The sequence below is a fragment of the Flavivirga abyssicola genome (genome assembly GCF_030540775.2).
GTDB classification, from domain to species: domain Bacteria; phylum Bacteroidota; class Bacteroidia; order Flavobacteriales; family Flavobacteriaceae; genus Flavivirga; species Flavivirga abyssicola.
In genome coordinates, this window is the sequence record NZ_CP141266.1 from 2,116,790 (window position 1) to 2,135,755 (window position 18,966).

Below are 18,966 nucleotides of genomic sequence, written 5' to 3' on the forward strand. Positions count from 1 at the left end.
TGGAAATTCCATTTTAAAACGATATCAAAAACTTAAGGAAATCTAAAGGTGTATTTCAACCGCTTTTTTTAATACAAAATTTATATATAATAGTCTTTTTTATTCAATTATGGTTTCATAGGACGCTCTTTTCCCATGATTTGTCAGGTTGAAATAAATTAAGGTTTTAATTATTTCTATTTAGTTTTTTAAGATGTTTAGTTATTTAAAGCATGATATATGTCATATTCTATACCTATTAGAGATTATATATTTGCCGATTAACATAACAACAAGTATGAAAAAGACACATTCGTTTCACATTCCTGTAATGGGCATAGGTTTTACAATAGATACACCATTAAAAGTGGCGCAATACGGGATGGATTCTGTAATTTCTCTAGTTGATGATATCCTATTGGAGAAATTAAGAAAAATGTACAGTGAAAAATTTGAAATTCCTTATAAAGAAATTACAGATAAGATAGATGATTTTAGAGCCAAAAGAATCACATCGTATTTAAACTTAATACATGATTTAGCTGATAAGAAGTTCGCTTTGTTAAAGAATATTACTTCAGAAAAAAGTGATGAGCTTCGTGCTTACATTAATATGTTGCCGGATAGTTCTAAAATAAAAGATGAATTTAAAAAGTTAACCTCTAAGGAATTCAATTTTTCTGAAGTTAAAAAATGGGCAACAGATAATTTATCTATGGGATCTATTGATGTCAATATTATGACTAAAGTAGATAAGGATAACTATAAGAATGACGAAAAACTACCGGTTGAATACAATGATGCACATGCCGCTTTAAGAGGTTTTGCGAATAGTAAACTAAATTCTTCTGTAGTGCTTTCTGCAGGTATGAACCCTAGGTTGTATAGTTATATGTCGCAATTTGATAGCTTTTTTCCAGATGAAAGTGGAAATTTCAAAAAAAGAATTATTCTGAAAGTAAGTGATTATAGATCTGCTTTAATTCAAGGTAAATTTTTGGCAAAAAAAGGCTTATGGGTCTCAGAATATAGAATTGAATCTGGACTAAACTGTGGGGGACATGCTTTTGCTACAGATGGCTATCTTTTAGGACCCGTTTTAGCGGAGTTTAAAGAAAAGCGAGATGAGTTAAGAATATCCATACAACAGCTATTAAACCAGGAACTTGTAAATCAAAAACGCATCATTCCAAATAATCAATTAGAGATTAAAATAACGGCTCAAGGAGGTGTTGGAACTCAAGAGGAACACGAATTTTTAATAAATCAATACCAATTGGATTCTGTAGGTTGGGGAACGCCTTTTTTATTAGTTCCGGAAGCCACAACCGTAGATGAAAAGACATTGGATAAGTTAACTAGAGCTAAAGAGAAAGATTTATACTTAAGTGATATTTCTCCATTGGGTATTCCATTTAATAATCTTAGGGATAATACTAAAGACCTTGAAAAGGAAAAGTATATAAATAAGGGGCGGCCAGGTAGTGCTTGCCCAAAGAAGTTTGTTGCTTTAAATAAAGAGTTTAAAGAAAAGGGAATATGTACCGCTTCCAGAGAATATCAGCATTTAAAAATAAAAGAGTTAGACGAGCAAGGATTGTCATCAAAAGAGTACCAAGCTAAATTTAATAAAATAATAGAAAAATCTTGTACCTGCGTAGGATTAGGGACTTCTGCTCTATTAGCATATAATTTAGATACAAGAGTAGAAGGAGAAGGGGTCTCTATTTGTCCGGGGCCTAATATGGCATATTATTCTAATGTTATGAGTTTAAAGAATATTACCGACCATATTTATGGAAGAGATAATATGGTTGAAAGTCAAGATAGACCCAATTTCTTTATTAAAGAATTACATATTTATATGGATTATTTAAAGCATAAATTGGAAGAAGTAAGGCAATCAATTACAAAAAAAGAAGAAAAATATTTACTAACTTTTACAAACAATATGAAAGAAGGTATTTCCTATTATAAAACGATGTTCTGCGAATTGAAAAATGCGTTTGAAGATATTAAGGATGTCGTTCTAAATGAATTAGATAAAAGTGAAGTAGCTTTGAGTTTAATTAGAGTAGAGATTGAAAGTTTATCCATTAAAAGTCAGAACCTTATAAGAAAATGATTTTTTCAATATAATTCTATTCTATTTTTATGAAATATTAAAGTGTTTGTTTGAGTTAGGTTCTGCTATCTCATAGTTTTTTTGAAGATGCTTAATTTCTTCACAATTTTTACTGCAATGTGATTTTCAATACAATTTTAATTAAGATATTTGCAAAAATACAGTCGTTGCAAAACACTTAGATTGTTGTGTAACGTGTTGAAGATTAATAACATGGATTTAGTAAAAGAAATAAAACGCCTTAAAAAAGAAAAGAATGCTGTAATTCTAGCACATTATTATCAAATTGCAGAAATACAAGATATAGCGGATTATGTAGGAGACAGTTTAGGTTTATCACAAAAAGCTGCCGAAACAGATGCGGATGTTATTGTTTTTGCAGGCGTGCATTTTATGGCTGAAACAGCTAAAATATTAAATCCAACAAAAACCGTAGTGCTGCCTGATTTAAATGCTGGGTGTTCTTTGGCAGACTCTTGTCCACCGGATAGCTTTGAAAAGTTCACAAAACAACACCCCGATCATGTTGTGATTACTTATGTAAATTGTTCGGCAGAGATTAAAGCGTTAAGTGATATTGTATGTACCTCTTCAAATGCTTTAAAGATTGTTGAATCGGTACCAAAAGATACCCCTATCATATTCGCACCAGATAAGAATCTTGGAAAATATGTTATTAAAGAAACAGGAAGAGATATGTTACTTTGGGATGGGAGTTGCATTGTACATGAAGCCTTTTCAATGGATAAGTTAATTGAATTACATAAAAAATATCCAGATTATAAAATTATAGCACATCCGGAATCCGAGGAGCATATTTTAAATACAGCAACTTATGTTGGGTCAACATCGGGGATGATAAATTATGTGAAAGAACACCAGGAAGAAAAATTTATCGTGGCTACAGAAGCAGGTATTCTGCATAAAATGCAACAAGAAATGCCAAATACAGAACTTGTTCCTGCACCTGCTGTAGAAGATAATACTTGCGCTTGTAGCGAGTGTCATTTTATGAAAATGAATACCATGCAAAAATTGTATGACTGTTTATTAAACGAATCCCCGCAAATAGAAGTCCCCGAACCTATTAGAAAGAAGGCATTGTTACCCATAGAACGCATGTTAGAATTATCTAAATAAAATGGTTACTACAGATTATTTGGTTATTGGTTCAGGGATAGCAGGGTTAACATTTTCAGTTAAAATTGCAGAAAAATTCCCAGATAGAAAAGTCATTATTGTTACGAAAGCTAACGAAGACGAATCCAATACTAAATATGCTCAGGGAGGTGTTGCTGTCGTTCTAGATAAAGAGCAGGATTCCTTTAAAAAACATATAAAAGACACTTTAATCGCCGGAGATGGTTTGTGTAAAGAAAGTGTTGTTAAACTTGTTGTAAAAGAAGGGCCGGAACGACTTGAAGAATTATTGCTTTGGGGAGCAAATTTTGATACAAATGACAGCGGAAAATTCGATCTAGGTAAAGAAGGCGGACATTCTGAATATCGGGTCGTGCACCATAAAGATATTACAGGTTATGAGATAGAACGTGCACTTTTAGTACGTGCACATCAATTATCAAACATCACTATTTTACCTCACCATTTTGCAATAGACTTAATTACCAATCACCATATAGAAAACTATGAATCTGAAACTTTATCATGTTTTGGAGCATATATATTTAATCAAAATACGGGCGATATTTTCACCATAAAATCAAACAGTACACTGCTTGCTTCTGGTGGTATTGGCTGTGTTTACGGTCATACAACAAATCCGGTTATTGCAACAGGAGATGGTATTGCCATGGCTTATAGAGCTAAAGCACGTATTAAGGATATGGAATTTGTTCAGTTTCATCCAACAGCTTTATATGAAGAAAAAGGGGAGGCTTCTTTTTTAATCTCAGAAGCCGTTAGAGGTTTTGGTGCTTATCTTCGAAATAAAAAAGGCTATCGTTTTATGCCTGATTACGATGAACGTGCAGAATTGGCTTCCAGAGATATTGTATCTCAAAGTATAGATAATGAGCTAAAAAGATCTGGAGATCCGCATGTATATCTAGATTGTACACATTTGGATATAGATGCATTTAAAGATCATTTTCCTAATATTTATAAAAAGTGTTTAGAGCATCATATAAATATCGAAAACGATTGGATTCCTGTTATTCCAGCTTCTCATTATCTGTGTGGAGGCATTAAAGTTAGTAAAAAAGGAAAAACGACGATTGATAATTTATTTGCCTGTGGCGAATGTTCGAGAACTGGGTTGCATGGTGCTAATAGACTAGCGTCAAATTCATTGTTGGAAGCTTTGGTATATGCTCATAATATATTTAAACACCATAGCAAAAATGAGTATAAATCGTTAGATGTTAATATTCCAGATTGGAATGATGAGGGCACTACTATTCCCGAGGAACATATTTTAATACAGCATAACCTAAAGCAACTGCAAGCCTTGATGAGGAATTATGTCGGGATTGTAAGAAGTAACAAACGATTAAAAAGAGCTATCAAACATTTAGATTTAATTTATAATGAAGTTGAAGATCTTTATAAGGAATCTAAAATAACCACATCACTTTGTGAATTAAGGAATATGATCAACGTGTCTCACTTAATCATTAGACAGTCTTTAGATAGAAAAGAAAATAAAGGAGGGTATTATAATGTTGATAATGTGAAAAAATAATATGCGCAGTCCAAAAAAAGTGTCATTGCGAAGGAGGTACGACTGCGGCAATCTGTTTTAATTCTGGATTCAATTCGAAAGATTACCACGTCGATTCTCTCCTCGTAATGATGGTCTGATTTTACTTTTTAGACCTTATTAAATATTCTAAGGCCATTATTTCCCCAACATCAATAATTCGTTACAAACAACCTCAGTTATATAACGTTTATTACCATCTTTATCATCATAACTACGAGATGTTAATTTACCTTCAATAGCAATCTCTTTTCCTTTGGTGACATATTTCTCGATTATTTGAGCTGTTTTACCCCAAGCTACAACATTTTGCATTGCACCTTGGGAAGAGAAGCCGTTTTAAAATAATCTCTCTTCTAAAGTATTCTTCCATTTGTAGAATCCTTTTTTATCGTCACTATAATCATGAATAATTTTACTGAAGTTTTCATTCTTGGTTTCCAAAAATGATTGGCGACCGTTGTTACGAATCCAATTCAACTTCTGATTTATTTGCTCTAATTCCTTTTTGAATTGTAAAGTGTCTTTGGAAAGATGCCAAACATAAGTGGCCTCTCTAGTATCTAATGTTTCTAAAACGATATGATGTTTTTGTTGCCCTTCAAGTAAGAAAACAAAAGAAAACGGATGTAAAACGAATCTTATTTTTAATATTTTGTGGTTATGTCGTTTTGCCAAATACAGAAGTTGCTTATGATGAACATAACTATTATTTCTTAAAAGCGTTTCTAACAAGTTATCATCATTGTTAAACAAAGAGTCTATGTTTTTGGGAATTTCATCAAAACCGTCATCATTTTTAGTCTTGCCATTTTTAAAAAAATGCTGTTGAATAAATTGAAATTTTACACTATCCACTATCTCTTTATTAATATAGCTGATATCGTCTGATGTAGCTAATTGAGAAACAATAGTACCATTTTCGAATCCAATCTGAATTCTAATATTAACCGATTTTGAATTTAGAACTTTTGAAAAGTAAGGCTTTAATACCTCGAATTCAGGTTGAATTTCTTCATTTTCAATTTCAAATTGTAGCGAAGTTTTGGTTGATATTTTATATGAAAAGCAGACCATTCCATAATGGAAGTCTAAATCGTTAATTGGCACTTTTATTACCTTATCAATATCCTCATGTTTTTTTTGGCTTATTTTAATAGTTTTTTCAAAATCATCGAATAAAGTAGCTTGACGATCAAGACTTCGGTAGTGCGTGTTTCTCTTTAGAAAGAGCTTATTCAGATATGGAATTTGCTTGTCTCGATAATCATAAATTACAGGAGTTAACTCAGACCGTTGCACTCTACCAATATATTGGATTAACTTGCCCTTAAAAGCAAAAGGGTAGACTAAAAACAAACAAGATACACTTTGAATATCTGTCCCTTCTCCAAAGAATTGTCCGGTAGTTATAATAGCTTGATAATCGCCTTGCTCAATACTTTTCCACTTTGTTTTACGAGAGGCTGTATTGTCCTCGCCCGAGATTGGAATAATTTCATATCGATTTTTAAGATATTGATAAAGAACTTCGATATGCTCTTTTCGTTCGGTAATAACTACTGCCTTTCTACCATTATTCAATTCATTTTTAATATCGTTTAATATCAATTTATTCCTTTCAGAATCGTGTATCAATATTTTAGAAAGTGTTTCAAAATGATCTGTTTTGGAATTAAAGGGAACATTTAGGGTTGTATCTCGAATTATAATCCGTGCTTTTTTGTAAGAGTCAATTTCTTGAGGTTTGATTTCAGAAATAATATCCCCTAAATACACAAAGAGTAATTTTTCATCATTATTTTTCCGAAAAGGTGTCGCTGTTAACCCGTATTGATAATATGGGGACAAACGGTGAATGACTTCCCGAAAAGATTTAGCTGGAATGTGATGACATTCATCAATAATAACAGTTCCAAAAGCAGATATCAATTTCTCAGCATCGTTATCACTAGATAGCTTTTTTGCTAACGTTTGAATTAATGCAACTGTAACATGCTTTCCAATCTTCATTTTCCCTTGACCGATTTTGCCAATGTCTCTTTTAGGAATCCCAAAAAATGTTTCAATCCTATCCACCCATTGTTCAGCAATTTGCTTTCTGTGGGTAATTATGAGTGAAGGTTGCCTTTTCTGCTCAATAATTTTAAGTCCCATAACTGTTTTTCCTGAGCCTGGTGGAGCAACAATAATTCCGAAATTTTTTCTCGAAGCTATTTCTAAGGGGAGGTGTTGATGTTTTAGCAATCGAATTGAAGATGAAAACTCAACATGTTCCAGAAACTTTCTTTGATCTGAAAATTCATAATTAATGCTCTGCTGTTTACAAAACCTAATCAATTTTCCTATAAACCCTTTCGGTATTTCAATAGTATTGTCTGTTTCATCGATAAGTTTAAAATAGCGTTCCGTTTTCCAAGTACTTCTTCCGGTTTTCTTTTTAATAGCATAATCTGCATTGAAAAAATTTAAGCCCTCTTTTAGAAAACTAACAAGAGGAGGAGTTAAACCATTTCGATTAATTATGACATTGTTTTTAAGAGTAATCTGTAATTTTCCGGAATTGGAAATGGTATTTTCGAAAAGGGGTTTATTGTTGTCTTTTTGTTTATGCAATTCTTTTAAAATGTCATCTAAATAAGTTGTTGAGACTTTTTCAATACTATTCAAGTGTGCCCATTGGTCTTCATAAGGAACAAAGGAATCTGGATCAATAAAACATGAATTTCCATGTTTTAAAGTTTCTCCATGAAAGGGGAGAGCAATAAGGTTTCCAAGACCTTTTCTTGATAAACAATCTTGATTTGGAAATAACCTGTCGAAACTTGTGTTTTTGTCAAATACAGAAAAGATGTCTGCTTGCTCAAAAAGTTTTAATATGACTTTTCTACTTTTTACAGCTGGATATGGTTTATCAAAGAAAACCCAAACGTGTCCGCCATTTCCTGAACGAGAACGTTCTAAGTAGGCAGAAATTCCGTTTCTTTTACAAATTTCTATAGCTTTTTTGGATTGTTCCTTCCAATCGCTTTTATCAAAATCAGCAACGATAAACCATGAGGTGTTATCTTCTAGAAGCGGGTAAATTCCAATAAATTGACTACCATTTAAGTGTTTTGATAACTGATGGTAATCTAATTTTAAATAGGTTTTGTCTTTATAATCTTTAAATGTTCCGCCTCTTTGTTTATGTAGGCGATACATATAAGGATCATAAGAATAAGCAGGCATATAACCACTTTTATTGGGTTTCTCCCAACGTAATGCAAATACATCTTCACGTCCTTTGAATAAGGAACAAAGAATTTGTATTTGCTCATTTGTAATCATGCTTTTTTTATATATCGTAAGCTTTAATTGAATAGAGACAAGTCGTCTAACTATCCTACAAAGGTATATTTTTGAATAAATAAAAAACCAAAGATTTTAAGCAATTGAAATCATAAAAAAAGCCCTAAAAGTTTTAGAGCTTATTTGATATGTATTATTTCAGATTACCACAATAGGTAAATTTATAAACGTTTAGACCAATTTTTTGGGTCTTTACTAGTATGAAAAACACCTATTATCTTAACGGTTTTGCCTTCTAAAATGTAATGTATACCAAAAGGAAAAACATTGGTAAAATAAATATGTACGTTCTTATATTTTTTTTGAATAGTTAGAGGTTCTTTTGATAGATAATCAATTCCTATTTTTATATCTTGTTGAAACTTATCTGCTAAACCTTTTTTTTGTTTATCATACCAAAACGATGCTTCAGTGATATCAAAGATAGCTTCGTCAGAAACTAAAACTTTATAAATCATAAAGCCTGTTTTAGCTTTTGCTCAACTTGTTCCCAAGTATAGAATTTAGTTTCACCTTTTTCCATTCTAGATAACCGTCTATCTAACTCTTCTTTTTGAGATTCAGGCAATTCAAAAGTTTTATTTTCACTTTCATCCTTAAGAAGAGTTTTTATTTTTTTAATTAAAGATTCCTGTTGGGTTTCAAGTAATAATTTTATTAGTTCTATTTTTTCTGCTTGTAAATCCATAGTTCTATAATTATATAGCTAAGTTAATCAAATTAAAACTTTTAAGAAACCTAAAAGGAGTCTAATAATTATCTAATTTATTTGCCTAACATGAGTAATTCATTAACAACAACCTCAGTTATATAACGTTTATTACCATCTTTATCATCATAACTACGAGATGTTAGCTTACCTTCAATAGCAATCTCTTTTCCTTTGGTGACATATTTCTCGATTATTTGAGCTGTTTTACCCCAAGCTACAACATTGTGCCATTGGGTATCTGTAATTTTTTCACCGTTATTATTTGTGTAGCTTTCGTTTGTTGCAATAGCAAACTTTGCTAGAGTTTTTCCTGATTCTAAATTGATGATTTCTGGATCATTTCCTAAGTTACCAATCAACTGTACTTTGTTTCTAAGTGTGTTCATAATTTTAAATTTTAATGTTAAACAGTTAATACTATTGAACCTTCATTGATTCAACACTGCAAATATGAAACAACCACTAAATGTTATTCGGTACTTACGGCGATTATATATTTGTTTTACCCAAAATTATTCAATATATTAGCATGTAAATCAATAAGATATGTGTAAATCTACCGCAAAACCTAAGTTCACTAATTTAATCGAAGTAATGATGCATTTTTCAGATAATGAAATTTGTAAAGAATATTTAGCAAGCATGCGATGGTCTAACGGTGTAATTTGTCCTCATTGTCAAAATGAGGATAAAATTTACACTATGAAAAAAGGCTATAAATGTGCTAAATGTCGTAAGCCTTTTTCAGTTACCAAAGGAACTATATTTGAAAACAGCGCAATCCCTTTGCAAAAATGGTTTGCTGCAATTTGGTTTATTACTTCCAATAAGAAGGGAGTATCCTCATTACAATTAAGCAGACACATTGGTATTACACAAAAATCAGCATGGTTTATGTTGCAAAGAATACGTTTCGCTATTAGAACAAAATCCTTTAATAAGCCTTTAGATGATATTGTGGAAATAGATGAAACATTAGTTGGGGGAAAGAACAAAAACCGCCATGCATCAAAAAAATTAAAAAAATCTCAGGGCGGAAAAGGAAAATCAACTGTGTTTGGTTTGGTTGAGCGTAATGGACGATTAGTTGCTATGCGAGTAAGGGATAGAAAACGAGCTACGGTTATGCCAATCATACATCAAACGGTTTCCAAAGATGTTAAGTTAATGACAGATGAACACAAGGCTTACGCAAACCTATCAACTATTTACGACCATGAAATGGTTAATCATGGAGAGGGGCAATATGTAGTCGGTGCATGCCATACAAATACCATTGAAGGGTTCTGGTCTTTATTGAAACGGGGAATAATCGGGATTTACCATAATGTAAGCGAAAAACATTTAGACGCATACGTTGACGAATTTGAATTTAGATACAACACAAAAAATATAAGTTGTATTGAACGCTTTGACAAAATGCTGGCTTTGAGTGATTCAAGGATTTCCTATAAACGATTAATTAACTAAAAAGATAAGATATTATGGAAAATAAAAAAACTCTTGGAATAAAAAAAAGAGGTAGTAAAACTACCTCTTTAAATCCCTCTATCAAGTATTAAGGGATTTGTGAACGATTACAAGAGCGGTTGCTAATATTGTAACGCCTGTGAAAATTGCTACAATATTACCTTGCGTACTTGTCGCTCTCGTGTAAAGGCAAGTTTTACCTTTACAAAGATTTAAAGTAATCATTCGATAAAAATAGTTTTTTTTCAAGAGTTTTATTTTCCATAAATGTGAGATATAATAAATAGCAAAGTTTAAAGTACAACTCTATTTAGTTATTTTAGTGTCATCATAAAATGACACTAAGTATGAAAACCAAAATTTCTAAATTTTTAAATAAAATATTGAATTCGCCTTTTATAGTTTTTATTTCATTGATAGACTTGCTTATTGGTTTTTTTGAAAAAGCATATGAAATAACTTTAAAGGATTTACAAATAAATCAAATACAAATGGACGCATCATATTTTGAAATTTCAATTAGACTGTTAACAGTCATATTTTTATATTTTTTATGGAGAGCTTTTTTGAGAACAAAAAAATCTGTAGAATATCATCTAAATCAAACTAATGAACATTGGTACAAAGAGTTAACAAAACTTGATAGGATAACAAATAACAAAATTAGGTTTATTCATTTTAACAATGAGTATAAAGATTTACCTAAAGAAGAATACCTCAAAAAGCTTACGTTAGAGGGAGGTTTTTCAAAAGATGATTTATTAGAAATAGGTGTAGACGAAAAGTTAATAACCGAAAATAAAAATCATCTTTTTTCAAAAAATGTAATGGAAAAATTCTTAACGTTTAAAAAAGAATTAAAAGATGAACAAAATAATGATGGAACTTCTTAGCATTATATCATATTCAATAGGAATAGGCTTATATTTATACGCACAAAGGCTTCGTTTAAAAGACGAAATAAAAAAAGATTATGAAGAACTCTTAAAAGAACAGGAAGCTTGGAAGCAATCTTTGTTAAAACACAACGAAACCACCTAACCTTCACTTCCATACATAGTATATATAGGTTAAATTCCTATATTTACAGCGTAATCAAAAACATATTTATATACATATAGACCATTATAATTTAAAATAGTAGCGTTAGCTATTTTCTCTTGTACTGAAATCTGACAGTTTCCTATACCCACAAGATTAAATAAGTCTAACACTCATGCTTTACGGCGTGGGTGTTCTTGTGCTTGTTTGTGGGTAGGGCTTTGTCAGAGCCTCAGTACGGATAGGCTACAGACCCACGCTTCTTTTGTTTTACTAACCTTCATTTTGGGTTTGGATGATATTTAATATCATTTACCATGAAAAGAAAACTTTTCAAACCAACAGTTTTATTAGCCTTGTTTTCTATAATATTAGGCTGTTCATCAAGTTCCGATAGTTGCGAAACCATTACCTGTTTAAACGGTGGTGTGTTTACCGATTGTGAATGTGAGTGTCCCGAAGGATACACAGGATCGAATTGTTCAACACAGATTACCCCAAAAAGTATTACTATCACGAAAGCTACAGTAAAAGCTTTTCCGATTCAACAGTCCAACGGAGACAATTGGGATTTTGATTTAATTACTCCGAACAATGAATTGCCCGATGTGTATATAACATTTCAAAACTCAAATCTTGATGTTATCTATGATAGCGATACGTTTTTTGAGAATATACTTATTACAGGAGGAAATTATTTAGAGTTCAGTCCTAACCTTAAAATAGTTAACTATGCCAACGCATTTTTAGTCAATATTTATGATTACGACCCGAATGATGCTGACGATTTTATGGCAAGTCAAGGGTTTGTTATTTATAATGAATTTAATGGTTTTCCTGAGACTATTGAAGTAAAGGATGTTTCTGATTCAATCCTTGTGGAGCTGCAATTAAATTATGAGTTTTAATTCTTATATTTGATATAAATAAGCCCTGAAAATCAGGGCTTATGATAATCTGCATAAACGCTATAATACCTTAAAGATGATTAAGCAAAACAAATACGATAAGCCTGTAAAGGTTAATATGGAATTTGCCGAAATGATGCAAAGAATATCAAAAGTAGACAAATCAAAGGTTGAGAATAACATTAAGCGTCAAAAGAGAAAAAAACAGTAATGTTTGAAAATAAAGATAGACGTTTCAATTCATACAATGACAATTATAGTAATAAATATAAAAACGGTTTTGTAGGAGGATTGTTATGGGCTTTAACCTTTGGTGCTATTTATGGCATTTATAAATTAATAAAATGGTTATTCTTATAACCAAATTATACATTCAGTTTTGGCTGTTTAGTTAGGATGACTGTCTTGGAAGCGATAGACAGATATTAACGGTGTAATACGTTCATTCAAATTGAAAGATTTACCTTGTCGGTTAACCGCACTCGCAAGATGCACATAGATGTATTAACATTTATGAGGTTTAAATACTTTCCAAAAAAACTGCATAAATAATTATGCGAGAATAAATTACTCTTTTTGGGTAAATCTAATATATAGTTACCGTACTTACTTATTTAAAATCGTTTGTAAATGCTTGTAGTCGTTTGTAAACGAATAATTTGTTTGATATGTGACTTAGTTTTAATAGACCCGCCTTTATATACAAGAGGTTTTTTAATTATCATAAACAACTTTGCCTTTCTTCACATGCTTTAAGGCATTCTTCTTGTTTTATTGGGTCTGGATTGTCACAGTAATCGCAGTTATCATATGGGATGCTAAAACACCAAAAAGCTTTCAATAGCCCTGCGCCAAGAATAACACCAAATAAAAAGTCCCTCAATTTAAATTGTCCTTTAAAAAATTCTGAATAGATTGCCATAATAATAAATTTTAAATGTTAATAGTAATCTATTAATCATGAACTTAGGGAAGATTTATAAAGATAATAAATTTATTTAAGTTGTCCCTTATTCTATATAGATGCTTGGACAAGCAGCAACTATATACAAAGATATTAAGTGTTTTTTGGAGTCTCATACCACTCTAAATTTTCATATATTGTCTTAATGTTGTAAACAAACCATATCCATGAAAAAAAACATTCTTCATTTGGTTGCATCCTTACTGTTTTTGATTGCCTGCAAAACAGGTGTTGAGAAAAGTTTTAATAAAAATGAAAACGTAGTTCATGCTATAGAGAAAGCAATTAATGAAAAGGAATTACCAGGATTAAATTATTCCATAATAGATGTTGATGGAAACATTGATAATTATTCAGTTGGATATTCAGATGTTGAACAAAAGGAGAATTTAAATATCAATCATACCCTTTTTTCGGGGAGTATAGGAAAAACATATGCAGTAGCTTTATTAATGAATCTTGTAGAGTCGAAAAAAGTTAACCTGAAAGATAAATTAATAACCTATTTCCCAGATACAGAATGGCTATCTAAATTACCAAATATTAACGATATCACTATTGAAATGTTATTACAGCATACCAGTGGATTACCGAGATATGTTTTTAAATCTGAATTATGGAAAGCCCTACATGATAACCCAAATAAGGTATGGACTTACAAAGAACGATTATCATACATACTTAATGATGAGCCCGTTCATGAAGCTGGTAAGCAATGGAGCTATTCTGATACGAACTATATATTATTAGGGATGCTTATTGAAAAGGTAACCTCTAAAAACTACTATGACCTGGTACAGGACGAATTTTTAAAACCAAATAATTTAAAAAACACATACCCTTCACTTACTCGAAATATTCCTAATCTTGCCATAGGTTATTCTAACATGGGAGATACTTTTTATGTCCCTAATAAAACTGTTGAAAACGGACAGTATTTTATGAACCCTCAAGTTGAGTGGACAGGAGGAGGGATGGCTTCAACCACATCAGATTTGGCCAGATGGGCAAAGTTGTATTATGAAAGTAAGTTGTTTTCTCAGGAGTCACTACGTCTTATAACTACACCGAATCCAAACGGAGTAGATGTGGAGCATAAAAGCTCTTATGGTATGGGCAGTTTTATTTATACGAGTAAATTAGGTGAGGCTTTCGGACATTCAGGGTTTATGCCAGGGTTTAATTCTCTTTTTATCTATTATCCTGAAAAGAAAATTGCAGCGGCTATACAGTTCAATTGTGATTATGCATCAGCAACATTGAATATGAATGATTTAATAGATGACTTAGTATTGATATCAATAACAGAATAACATGATTTATAATTTAGGTCTATGAACAGCTTATATTTTTTAGGTAAATAAACAGAATTTTATAAATTAAAAAAACATAAAATCTACAGTATATGTTTATTAAAGAAATTATACAACAATTAGAAAACAACCAACACGTATTTAAAAACCTTTTAATGTCTAAAAAGGACAAGCAATATTTATGGAGACCCCAGCCAGAAAAATGGAATTTGTTAGAAATTGTATGTCATCTATTAGACGAAGAACGGGATGATTTTAAAACGCGTGTAGCTCACACACTTGAAACCCCTGAAAAACCATTAGTATCGATTGATCCTGTTGGATGGGTTAAAGAAAGAGCTTATGATACTAGAAATTACAGCGATACCCTTTTTGCTTTTTTGGAAGAAAGGAAACAATCCATAATATGGTTAAAAAGTAAGCTAGACGCTAATTGGGAAAGCAAATTATCACATCCTGAACTGGGGGATATGTCGGCAAAATTGTTTTTAACGAATTGGTTAGCTCACGATTATTTGCACATAAGACAAATTTTAAGATATGATTATAATTATTTAAAAGAGAAAACAGGCCTCGATTTGGGGTATGCAGGTAATTGGTAAGACATTAAATTATTATGACATTTCATATAGAAACAGAACGGTTAGTTTTAAGAGAATTACGAATGTCCGATTTAGAAGGGATGTTTGAGTTAGATTCGGACCCCGAAGTACATAAATATTTAGGAAATAAACCTGTGAAAACTAAAGAAGAATCACAGAAAATTTTGGAAGGTATTCTAAAGCAGTATACAGAACGTGGTATTGGCCGTTGGGCCTTAATTAATAAGGAAACACAAGAATTTATGGGCTGGTCTGGATTAAGGCTTAATACAGAATATAACATGAATGGCTTTACTGAATTCTACGATGTAGGTTACAGAATAATAAAACGGTTTTGGGGTAAGGGATATGCAACAGAATCAGGTAAAAAAGCAGTTGATTATGCTTTTAAGGTTTTAAAACTTCCAGAACTATATGGGATAACAGAAATAGGGAATCAAGCCTCACACAATGCCCTTTTAAAAATAGGGTTAGAGTATGTTGAAGATTTTTATTATGAAGAAGAAAAACTAAAGCTTCGTTGGTATAAAATTGAAAATAAATAGTCATGGAAAAACAATGTTTAGAATGTGGTGATAAGATTGTAGGCAGAATAGATAAGAAATTCTGTAACGATGGCTGCCGAAATGCTTATAACAACAGAGTAAACAAGGACAGCAAAAATTTAATACGTAATACCAATAACAGGCTGCGAAAAAATTATAGAATTTTGGAAACACTCAACCCAGAACAAAAAACAAAAACGTCTCGTGCTAAACTAATAGAAGCAGGTTTCGATTTTAATTATTTTACAAGCATTTATACAACAAAGGCAGGTACTGTGTATTATTTTGTCTACGATCAGGGGTATTTACCCTTAGAGGGAGATTATTATGCATTAGTAAAACGTGAAGGGTAAACCTTGTAACAAATAATTAAAAATGCTTACTCATACTATAAAATACTCTTTTATGATATTAGTTTCAATCCTTAGTATATCTCCTATTCCTTTTATTGTTATTTCGGTACTTATACTATTTGTGTTTTTAGTATATTATTTTAGTAAAAAGCAAACCATACTAAGAAAGCTTTCCAAAACTAGGCATAGAGCTATTTCAAGTTTAAAAGCAAACGAATTTGTTAAAGTATATGGAAAAGCATTACATGTAAAAGATCCTTTAATAGCTCCATTAAGTAAAAGAAAATGTGTTTTTTATACCATGAAAATAGAGAGAAAAGTAAGTTCGGGTAAGAGCTCATATTGGAAGACTGTTGTAGATGAAGAAAAAATGCAGGATTTTTTTCTAGAGCATAACGGAAGTTATGTCATAATTAGACCAAAATCGTCTCCTAAAAATTATAAGAGTTTTTTAGTTAAAGATAAAAAAGCTAATTCTGGAGTTTTCAATGATCCAACACCGGAATTTAAAGAATTACTTAGAACATACAATATTGATAGTGAAGGCTTTTTTGGGTTCAATAAAAGACTGCGATATAAAGAAGGTATTATTGAAATTGGTGAAAAATTAACCGTGGCTGGTGTTGCTAAATGGAAACTATTAAACGAACCCATTCCAGAATATGCTTATTCTAAAATTGTGGAATTAATAAGTAACGAAAAAGAAAAGATTATTATCACAGATCATCCAAACGCTTTAAAAGCGTCAACAACTAAGCTTTAAGCCTATTTCCAGTTTTGCCCTTTTAAGGCAAGAGCAGCTTTAAGGATGTCTTTTTGGCTTATTTGCCCTATTAGTTTACCATTTTCAACAATAGGGAAACGTCTTCTTTTAGAGGCAAGAAACTTATTAGCAGCATCAAAAATATTCATATTACCATCAATGGTTTCAACATTTTTAACCATATGCTTTTCAACGGTCGCATTATCCATGGGCATGTTATAATATCTGCTTTCACTTATTTGTTTAATACAGTCACCTTCAGAAATAACACCAATTAATTCGTTTTTTTCATTTATTACAGGAGCACCCGAAATTCTATGTTTTATTATAGCATCAATAACCTGTTCAATTCTTTGATCAGATTTAAACGTAATCAAATTTGTGGTCATATAGTCACTAACCTTTATTGGTGTGGCAGGTGTATCTTTTTGTGTCTTTTTTCGTGAAGCTAGAAAACTCTTAATTCCCATGGTAATTGAATTTAGTAATCTTAAATATAGTTAAATTTTTTAAATTTCCCTAAAAAAATATTTTTCCCAGTAGCAAGGTTTTAATTAGCAATAACACATTATGCTTAAATAATTTCTGAAAAACACAACTATTTAGCTTAGGCAAAAATAATTAGCATACTTTTAAGAGTTTAAATGTTAATTTTTTATAGTTTTAGCACGTTAAAATAAATATTAGAGGAATGAAAAGATTATTAGGATTGATTTTATTAGCAAGCAGTTTTATGTTAAATGCACAAAGCAACTCAGAGTTAATAAAACATTATGAAGCTTATTACAAGCAAATGAAGGCCCAAGGCGATGTTCAAGGTATTATAAACGGGATGACTCATTTAAATTTATTAGCACCATCTCAAGCAAGAAAAGATACGTTAGCTTACTTGTATATGACTGAAGGCAAATATATGCAAGCCCTTAATACTATTGGCATAGAAAAAAGTACTACAGATTCTGATATAGCAGTTGAGGTAAAAGCACTGTCTTTAAAATCGGTTAAACAACCAGAATTAGCTATTGGTTTTTTTGAGGAAATGTTTACGAGAAAACCAAACGCGTTAATTGCTTACGAATTAGCAGAACTTAATTTGCAAACTCAAAAACTAGCAGAAGCAGAAAAGCATATTACTTATGGTTTGGCAAATTCTAAAGACGATATGAAGAAAGCTTATTATGAGACACAGACGCCATACGAAGTATCTCTAAAGGCAGCATTCATGTATTTAAACGCATTAACTATTTATAATAAAGACACAAAAACAAATATTGATGCAGCTGTTGATGTTTTGGATGAAACTTTAAAAATAGCACCTAACTTTAATTTAATTCAAATAACAAAAAACGAGTTATTAAGACAAAAGCAAGCGATGCAGGCGCAAGCAGCCCAACCAAAAAATTAAAGAAATAAGGAAATATAAAAGGGTATCTAAAAAGTAAAATCAACCTTGTCATTCTGAGGAGCACATAAGTGCGACGTGAGAATCTTTTAAATTAAACAGATTGCGACAGTCTTATCACACTGAATTTTTACTTTTCAGATACCCTCTTTTAATAAACTATTCAGGTTTTTCAATCTTTCGGGAATCAAATTCTATTTTCTTATTTATTTGTAAATTTAAATTAGAAAAAGCAACCAAAAAGTCTTTAATAGTTGCAGTAAGTTCTTTTTTACTTGTGGTAGGTAAATTTGATAAACCCTCTAATTTATAAAGCTTAGTTTCCAGGGCGGTAATTCTAGCAACAATAGAAGGTGAATTTATTTCCTTAGGGATTTTTACTTTTAATTCTTTTAATAATGTATTGATAGTTGCTTTGTTTTCTTCATTATCATTAAAAAAACTTAAATCACCTTTTTTAATATTAGTTATTGCGTCTTGTAGTTGATAGTATTCTTGCCAGTCTTTAACAACATCTTCTGTTTTTAAATCCAATGCAAAATCGATATAGTTAATTTTTGAAATATCTTTTTCTGTTATTTCTTTACTATCATTACTTTCAGTATTATTAGTGCTGTTTTCTTGATCTTTTTTACAAGAAAAAAACATAATTAATAGACTTAAAATACTTAAAGTTTTAATACGCATTGTGCTTTATTTAAATGGTGCTATACAAAGAT

Annotated in this window: 21 protein-coding genes and 1 pseudogene; 14 read left to right on the forward strand and 8 right to left on the reverse strand. The window is 31.1% G+C overall.

What is annotated here, in order from left to right; all coding sequences use genetic code 11:
• The first annotated feature begins 277 nt into the window (after positions 1-277).
• The 3 genes from Q4Q34_RS08960 (at position 278) to nadB (ending at position 4,805) form a co-directional block, all read left to right on the forward strand.
• Positions 278-2,104, forward strand: a complete 1,827-nt coding sequence (locus tag Q4Q34_RS08960) for a hypothetical protein (RefSeq protein ID WP_303316922.1) — start codon at positions 278-280, stop codon at positions 2,102-2,104.
• 213 nt (positions 2,105-2,317) lie between these two features.
• Entirely contained in the window at positions 2,318-3,244 is a 927-nt protein-coding gene (nadA, locus tag Q4Q34_RS08965; RefSeq protein ID WP_303316923.1) for a quinolinate synthase NadA, read from the forward strand.
• A gap of 1 nt (position 3,245) precedes the next feature.
• Entirely contained in the window at positions 3,246-4,805 is a 1,560-nt protein-coding gene (gene nadB, locus Q4Q34_RS08970; RefSeq protein ID WP_303316924.1) for an L-aspartate oxidase, read from the forward strand.
• A gap of 156 nt (positions 4,806-4,961) precedes the next feature.
• On the opposite strand, the pseudogene Q4Q34_RS08975 reads toward nadB, so the two are convergent.
• The 5 genes and pseudogenes from Q4Q34_RS08975 to Q4Q34_RS08995 form a co-directional block, all read right to left on the reverse strand.
• Positions 4,962-5,132 (reverse strand): annotated as a pseudogene (locus tag Q4Q34_RS08975) (single-stranded DNA-binding protein); the annotation flags it as partial.
• Positions 5,133-5,162: 30 nt separating this feature from the next.
• Positions 5,163-8,153, reverse strand: a complete 2,991-nt coding sequence (locus Q4Q34_RS08980) for a DEAD/DEAH box helicase (protein ID WP_303316925.1) — start codon at positions 8,151-8,153, stop codon at positions 5,163-5,165.
• Between the two features lie 182 nt (positions 8,154-8,335).
• On the reverse strand, positions 8,336-8,632 hold the full coding sequence (locus Q4Q34_RS08985; protein ID WP_303316926.1) for a hypothetical protein: 297 nt from the start codon (positions 8,630-8,632) through the stop codon (positions 8,336-8,338).
• The gene (locus Q4Q34_RS08990; RefSeq protein WP_303316927.1) at positions 8,629-8,862 is read right to left on the reverse strand and encodes an addiction module protein; all 234 of its coding nucleotides are present in this window, start codon (positions 8,860-8,862) and stop codon (positions 8,629-8,631) included. The genes Q4Q34_RS08985 and Q4Q34_RS08990 overlap by 4 nt, the downstream gene beginning before the upstream one ends.
• Positions 8,863-8,939: 77 nt before the next feature.
• Complete coding sequence (locus tag Q4Q34_RS08995; protein ID WP_303316928.1) at positions 8,940-9,272, reverse strand: single-stranded DNA-binding protein; 333 nt, start codon at positions 9,270-9,272, stop codon at positions 8,940-8,942.
• 160 nt (positions 9,273-9,432) lie between these two features.
• Between Q4Q34_RS08995 and Q4Q34_RS09000 the strand changes: the two genes are divergently transcribed.
• The 5 genes from Q4Q34_RS09000 to Q4Q34_RS09020 all read left to right on the forward strand — a co-directional run bounded on the left by Q4Q34_RS09000 (position 9,433) and on the right by Q4Q34_RS09020 (position 12,665).
• Complete coding sequence (locus tag Q4Q34_RS09000) at positions 9,433-10,356, forward strand: IS1595 family transposase (RefSeq protein WP_303316929.1); 924 nt, start codon at positions 9,433-9,435, stop codon at positions 10,354-10,356.
• A 347-nt stretch (positions 10,357-10,703) separates the two neighbouring features.
• Positions 10,704-11,249 (forward strand): hypothetical protein, encoded by a 546-nt coding sequence (locus Q4Q34_RS09005; protein ID WP_303316930.1) that lies wholly within the window; start codon positions 10,704-10,706, stop codon positions 11,247-11,249.
• Positions 11,233-11,397, forward strand: a complete 165-nt coding sequence (locus Q4Q34_RS09010; RefSeq protein WP_303316931.1) for a hypothetical protein — start codon at positions 11,233-11,235, stop codon at positions 11,395-11,397. Before Q4Q34_RS09005 ends, Q4Q34_RS09010 begins: the two co-directional genes overlap by 17 nt.
• A gap of 317 nt (positions 11,398-11,714) precedes the next feature.
• On the forward strand, positions 11,715-12,305 hold the full coding sequence (locus Q4Q34_RS09015) for a hypothetical protein (RefSeq protein ID WP_303316932.1): 591 nt from the start codon (positions 11,715-11,717) through the stop codon (positions 12,303-12,305).
• A 210-nt stretch (positions 12,306-12,515) separates the two neighbouring features.
• On the forward strand, positions 12,516-12,665 hold the full coding sequence (locus Q4Q34_RS09020) for a hypothetical protein (RefSeq protein WP_303316933.1): 150 nt from the start codon (positions 12,516-12,518) through the stop codon (positions 12,663-12,665).
• Between the two features lie 361 nt (positions 12,666-13,026).
• Here Q4Q34_RS09020 and Q4Q34_RS09025 read toward each other — a convergent pair whose 3' ends face one another.
• Positions 13,027-13,227 (reverse strand): hypothetical protein, encoded by a 201-nt coding sequence (locus Q4Q34_RS09025; protein WP_303316934.1) that lies wholly within the window; start codon positions 13,225-13,227, stop codon positions 13,027-13,029.
• Between the two features lie 209 nt (positions 13,228-13,436).
• Here Q4Q34_RS09025 and Q4Q34_RS09030 point away from each other — a divergent pair, with 209 nt between their 5' ends.
• The 5 genes from Q4Q34_RS09030 to Q4Q34_RS09050 all read left to right on the forward strand — a co-directional run bounded on the left by Q4Q34_RS09030 (position 13,437) and on the right by Q4Q34_RS09050 (position 16,845).
• Complete coding sequence (locus tag Q4Q34_RS09030; RefSeq protein ID WP_303316935.1) at positions 13,437-14,582, forward strand: serine hydrolase domain-containing protein; 1,146 nt, start codon at positions 13,437-13,439, stop codon at positions 14,580-14,582.
• 92 nt (positions 14,583-14,674) lie between these two features.
• Positions 14,675-15,184, forward strand: a complete 510-nt coding sequence (locus tag Q4Q34_RS09035) for a DinB family protein (RefSeq protein WP_303316936.1) — start codon at positions 14,675-14,677, stop codon at positions 15,182-15,184.
• A gap of 14 nt (positions 15,185-15,198) precedes the next feature.
• A complete protein-coding gene (locus tag Q4Q34_RS09040; protein ID WP_303316937.1) occupies positions 15,199-15,729 on the forward strand; it encodes a GNAT family N-acetyltransferase in 531 nt (176 codons plus the stop codon).
• Between the two features lie 2 nt (positions 15,730-15,731).
• Positions 15,732-16,082, forward strand: coding sequence for a hypothetical protein (locus tag Q4Q34_RS09045; protein ID WP_135879010.1), 351 nt, complete (start codon positions 15,732-15,734; stop codon positions 16,080-16,082).
• Between the two features lie 52 nt (positions 16,083-16,134).
• The gene (locus Q4Q34_RS09050; RefSeq protein WP_303316938.1) at positions 16,135-16,845 is read left to right on the forward strand and encodes a hypothetical protein; all 711 of its coding nucleotides are present in this window, start codon (positions 16,135-16,137) and stop codon (positions 16,843-16,845) included.
• Positions 16,846-16,847: 2 nt separating this feature from the next.
• Here the strand turns inward: Q4Q34_RS09050 and Q4Q34_RS09055 are convergent, their stop codons facing one another.
• Positions 16,848-17,315 carry a CBS domain-containing protein gene (locus tag Q4Q34_RS09055; protein WP_303316939.1) on the reverse strand — a complete coding sequence of 156 codons (468 nt, stop codon included), beginning with the start codon at positions 17,313-17,315 and terminating at the stop codon, positions 16,848-16,850.
• Positions 17,316-17,536: 221 nt separating this feature from the next.
• On the opposite strand from Q4Q34_RS09055, the gene Q4Q34_RS09060 reads away from it, so the two are divergent.
• Entirely contained in the window at positions 17,537-18,250 is a 714-nt protein-coding gene (locus tag Q4Q34_RS09060) for a tetratricopeptide repeat protein (RefSeq protein ID WP_303316940.1), read from the forward strand.
• Positions 18,251-18,406: 156 nt separating this feature from the next.
• On the opposite strand, the gene Q4Q34_RS09065 is transcribed toward Q4Q34_RS09060, so the two are convergent.
• Positions 18,407-18,934, reverse strand: coding sequence for a hypothetical protein (locus Q4Q34_RS09065; RefSeq protein WP_303316941.1), 528 nt, complete (start codon positions 18,932-18,934; stop codon positions 18,407-18,409).
• Positions 18,935-18,966 lie beyond the last annotated feature (32 nt).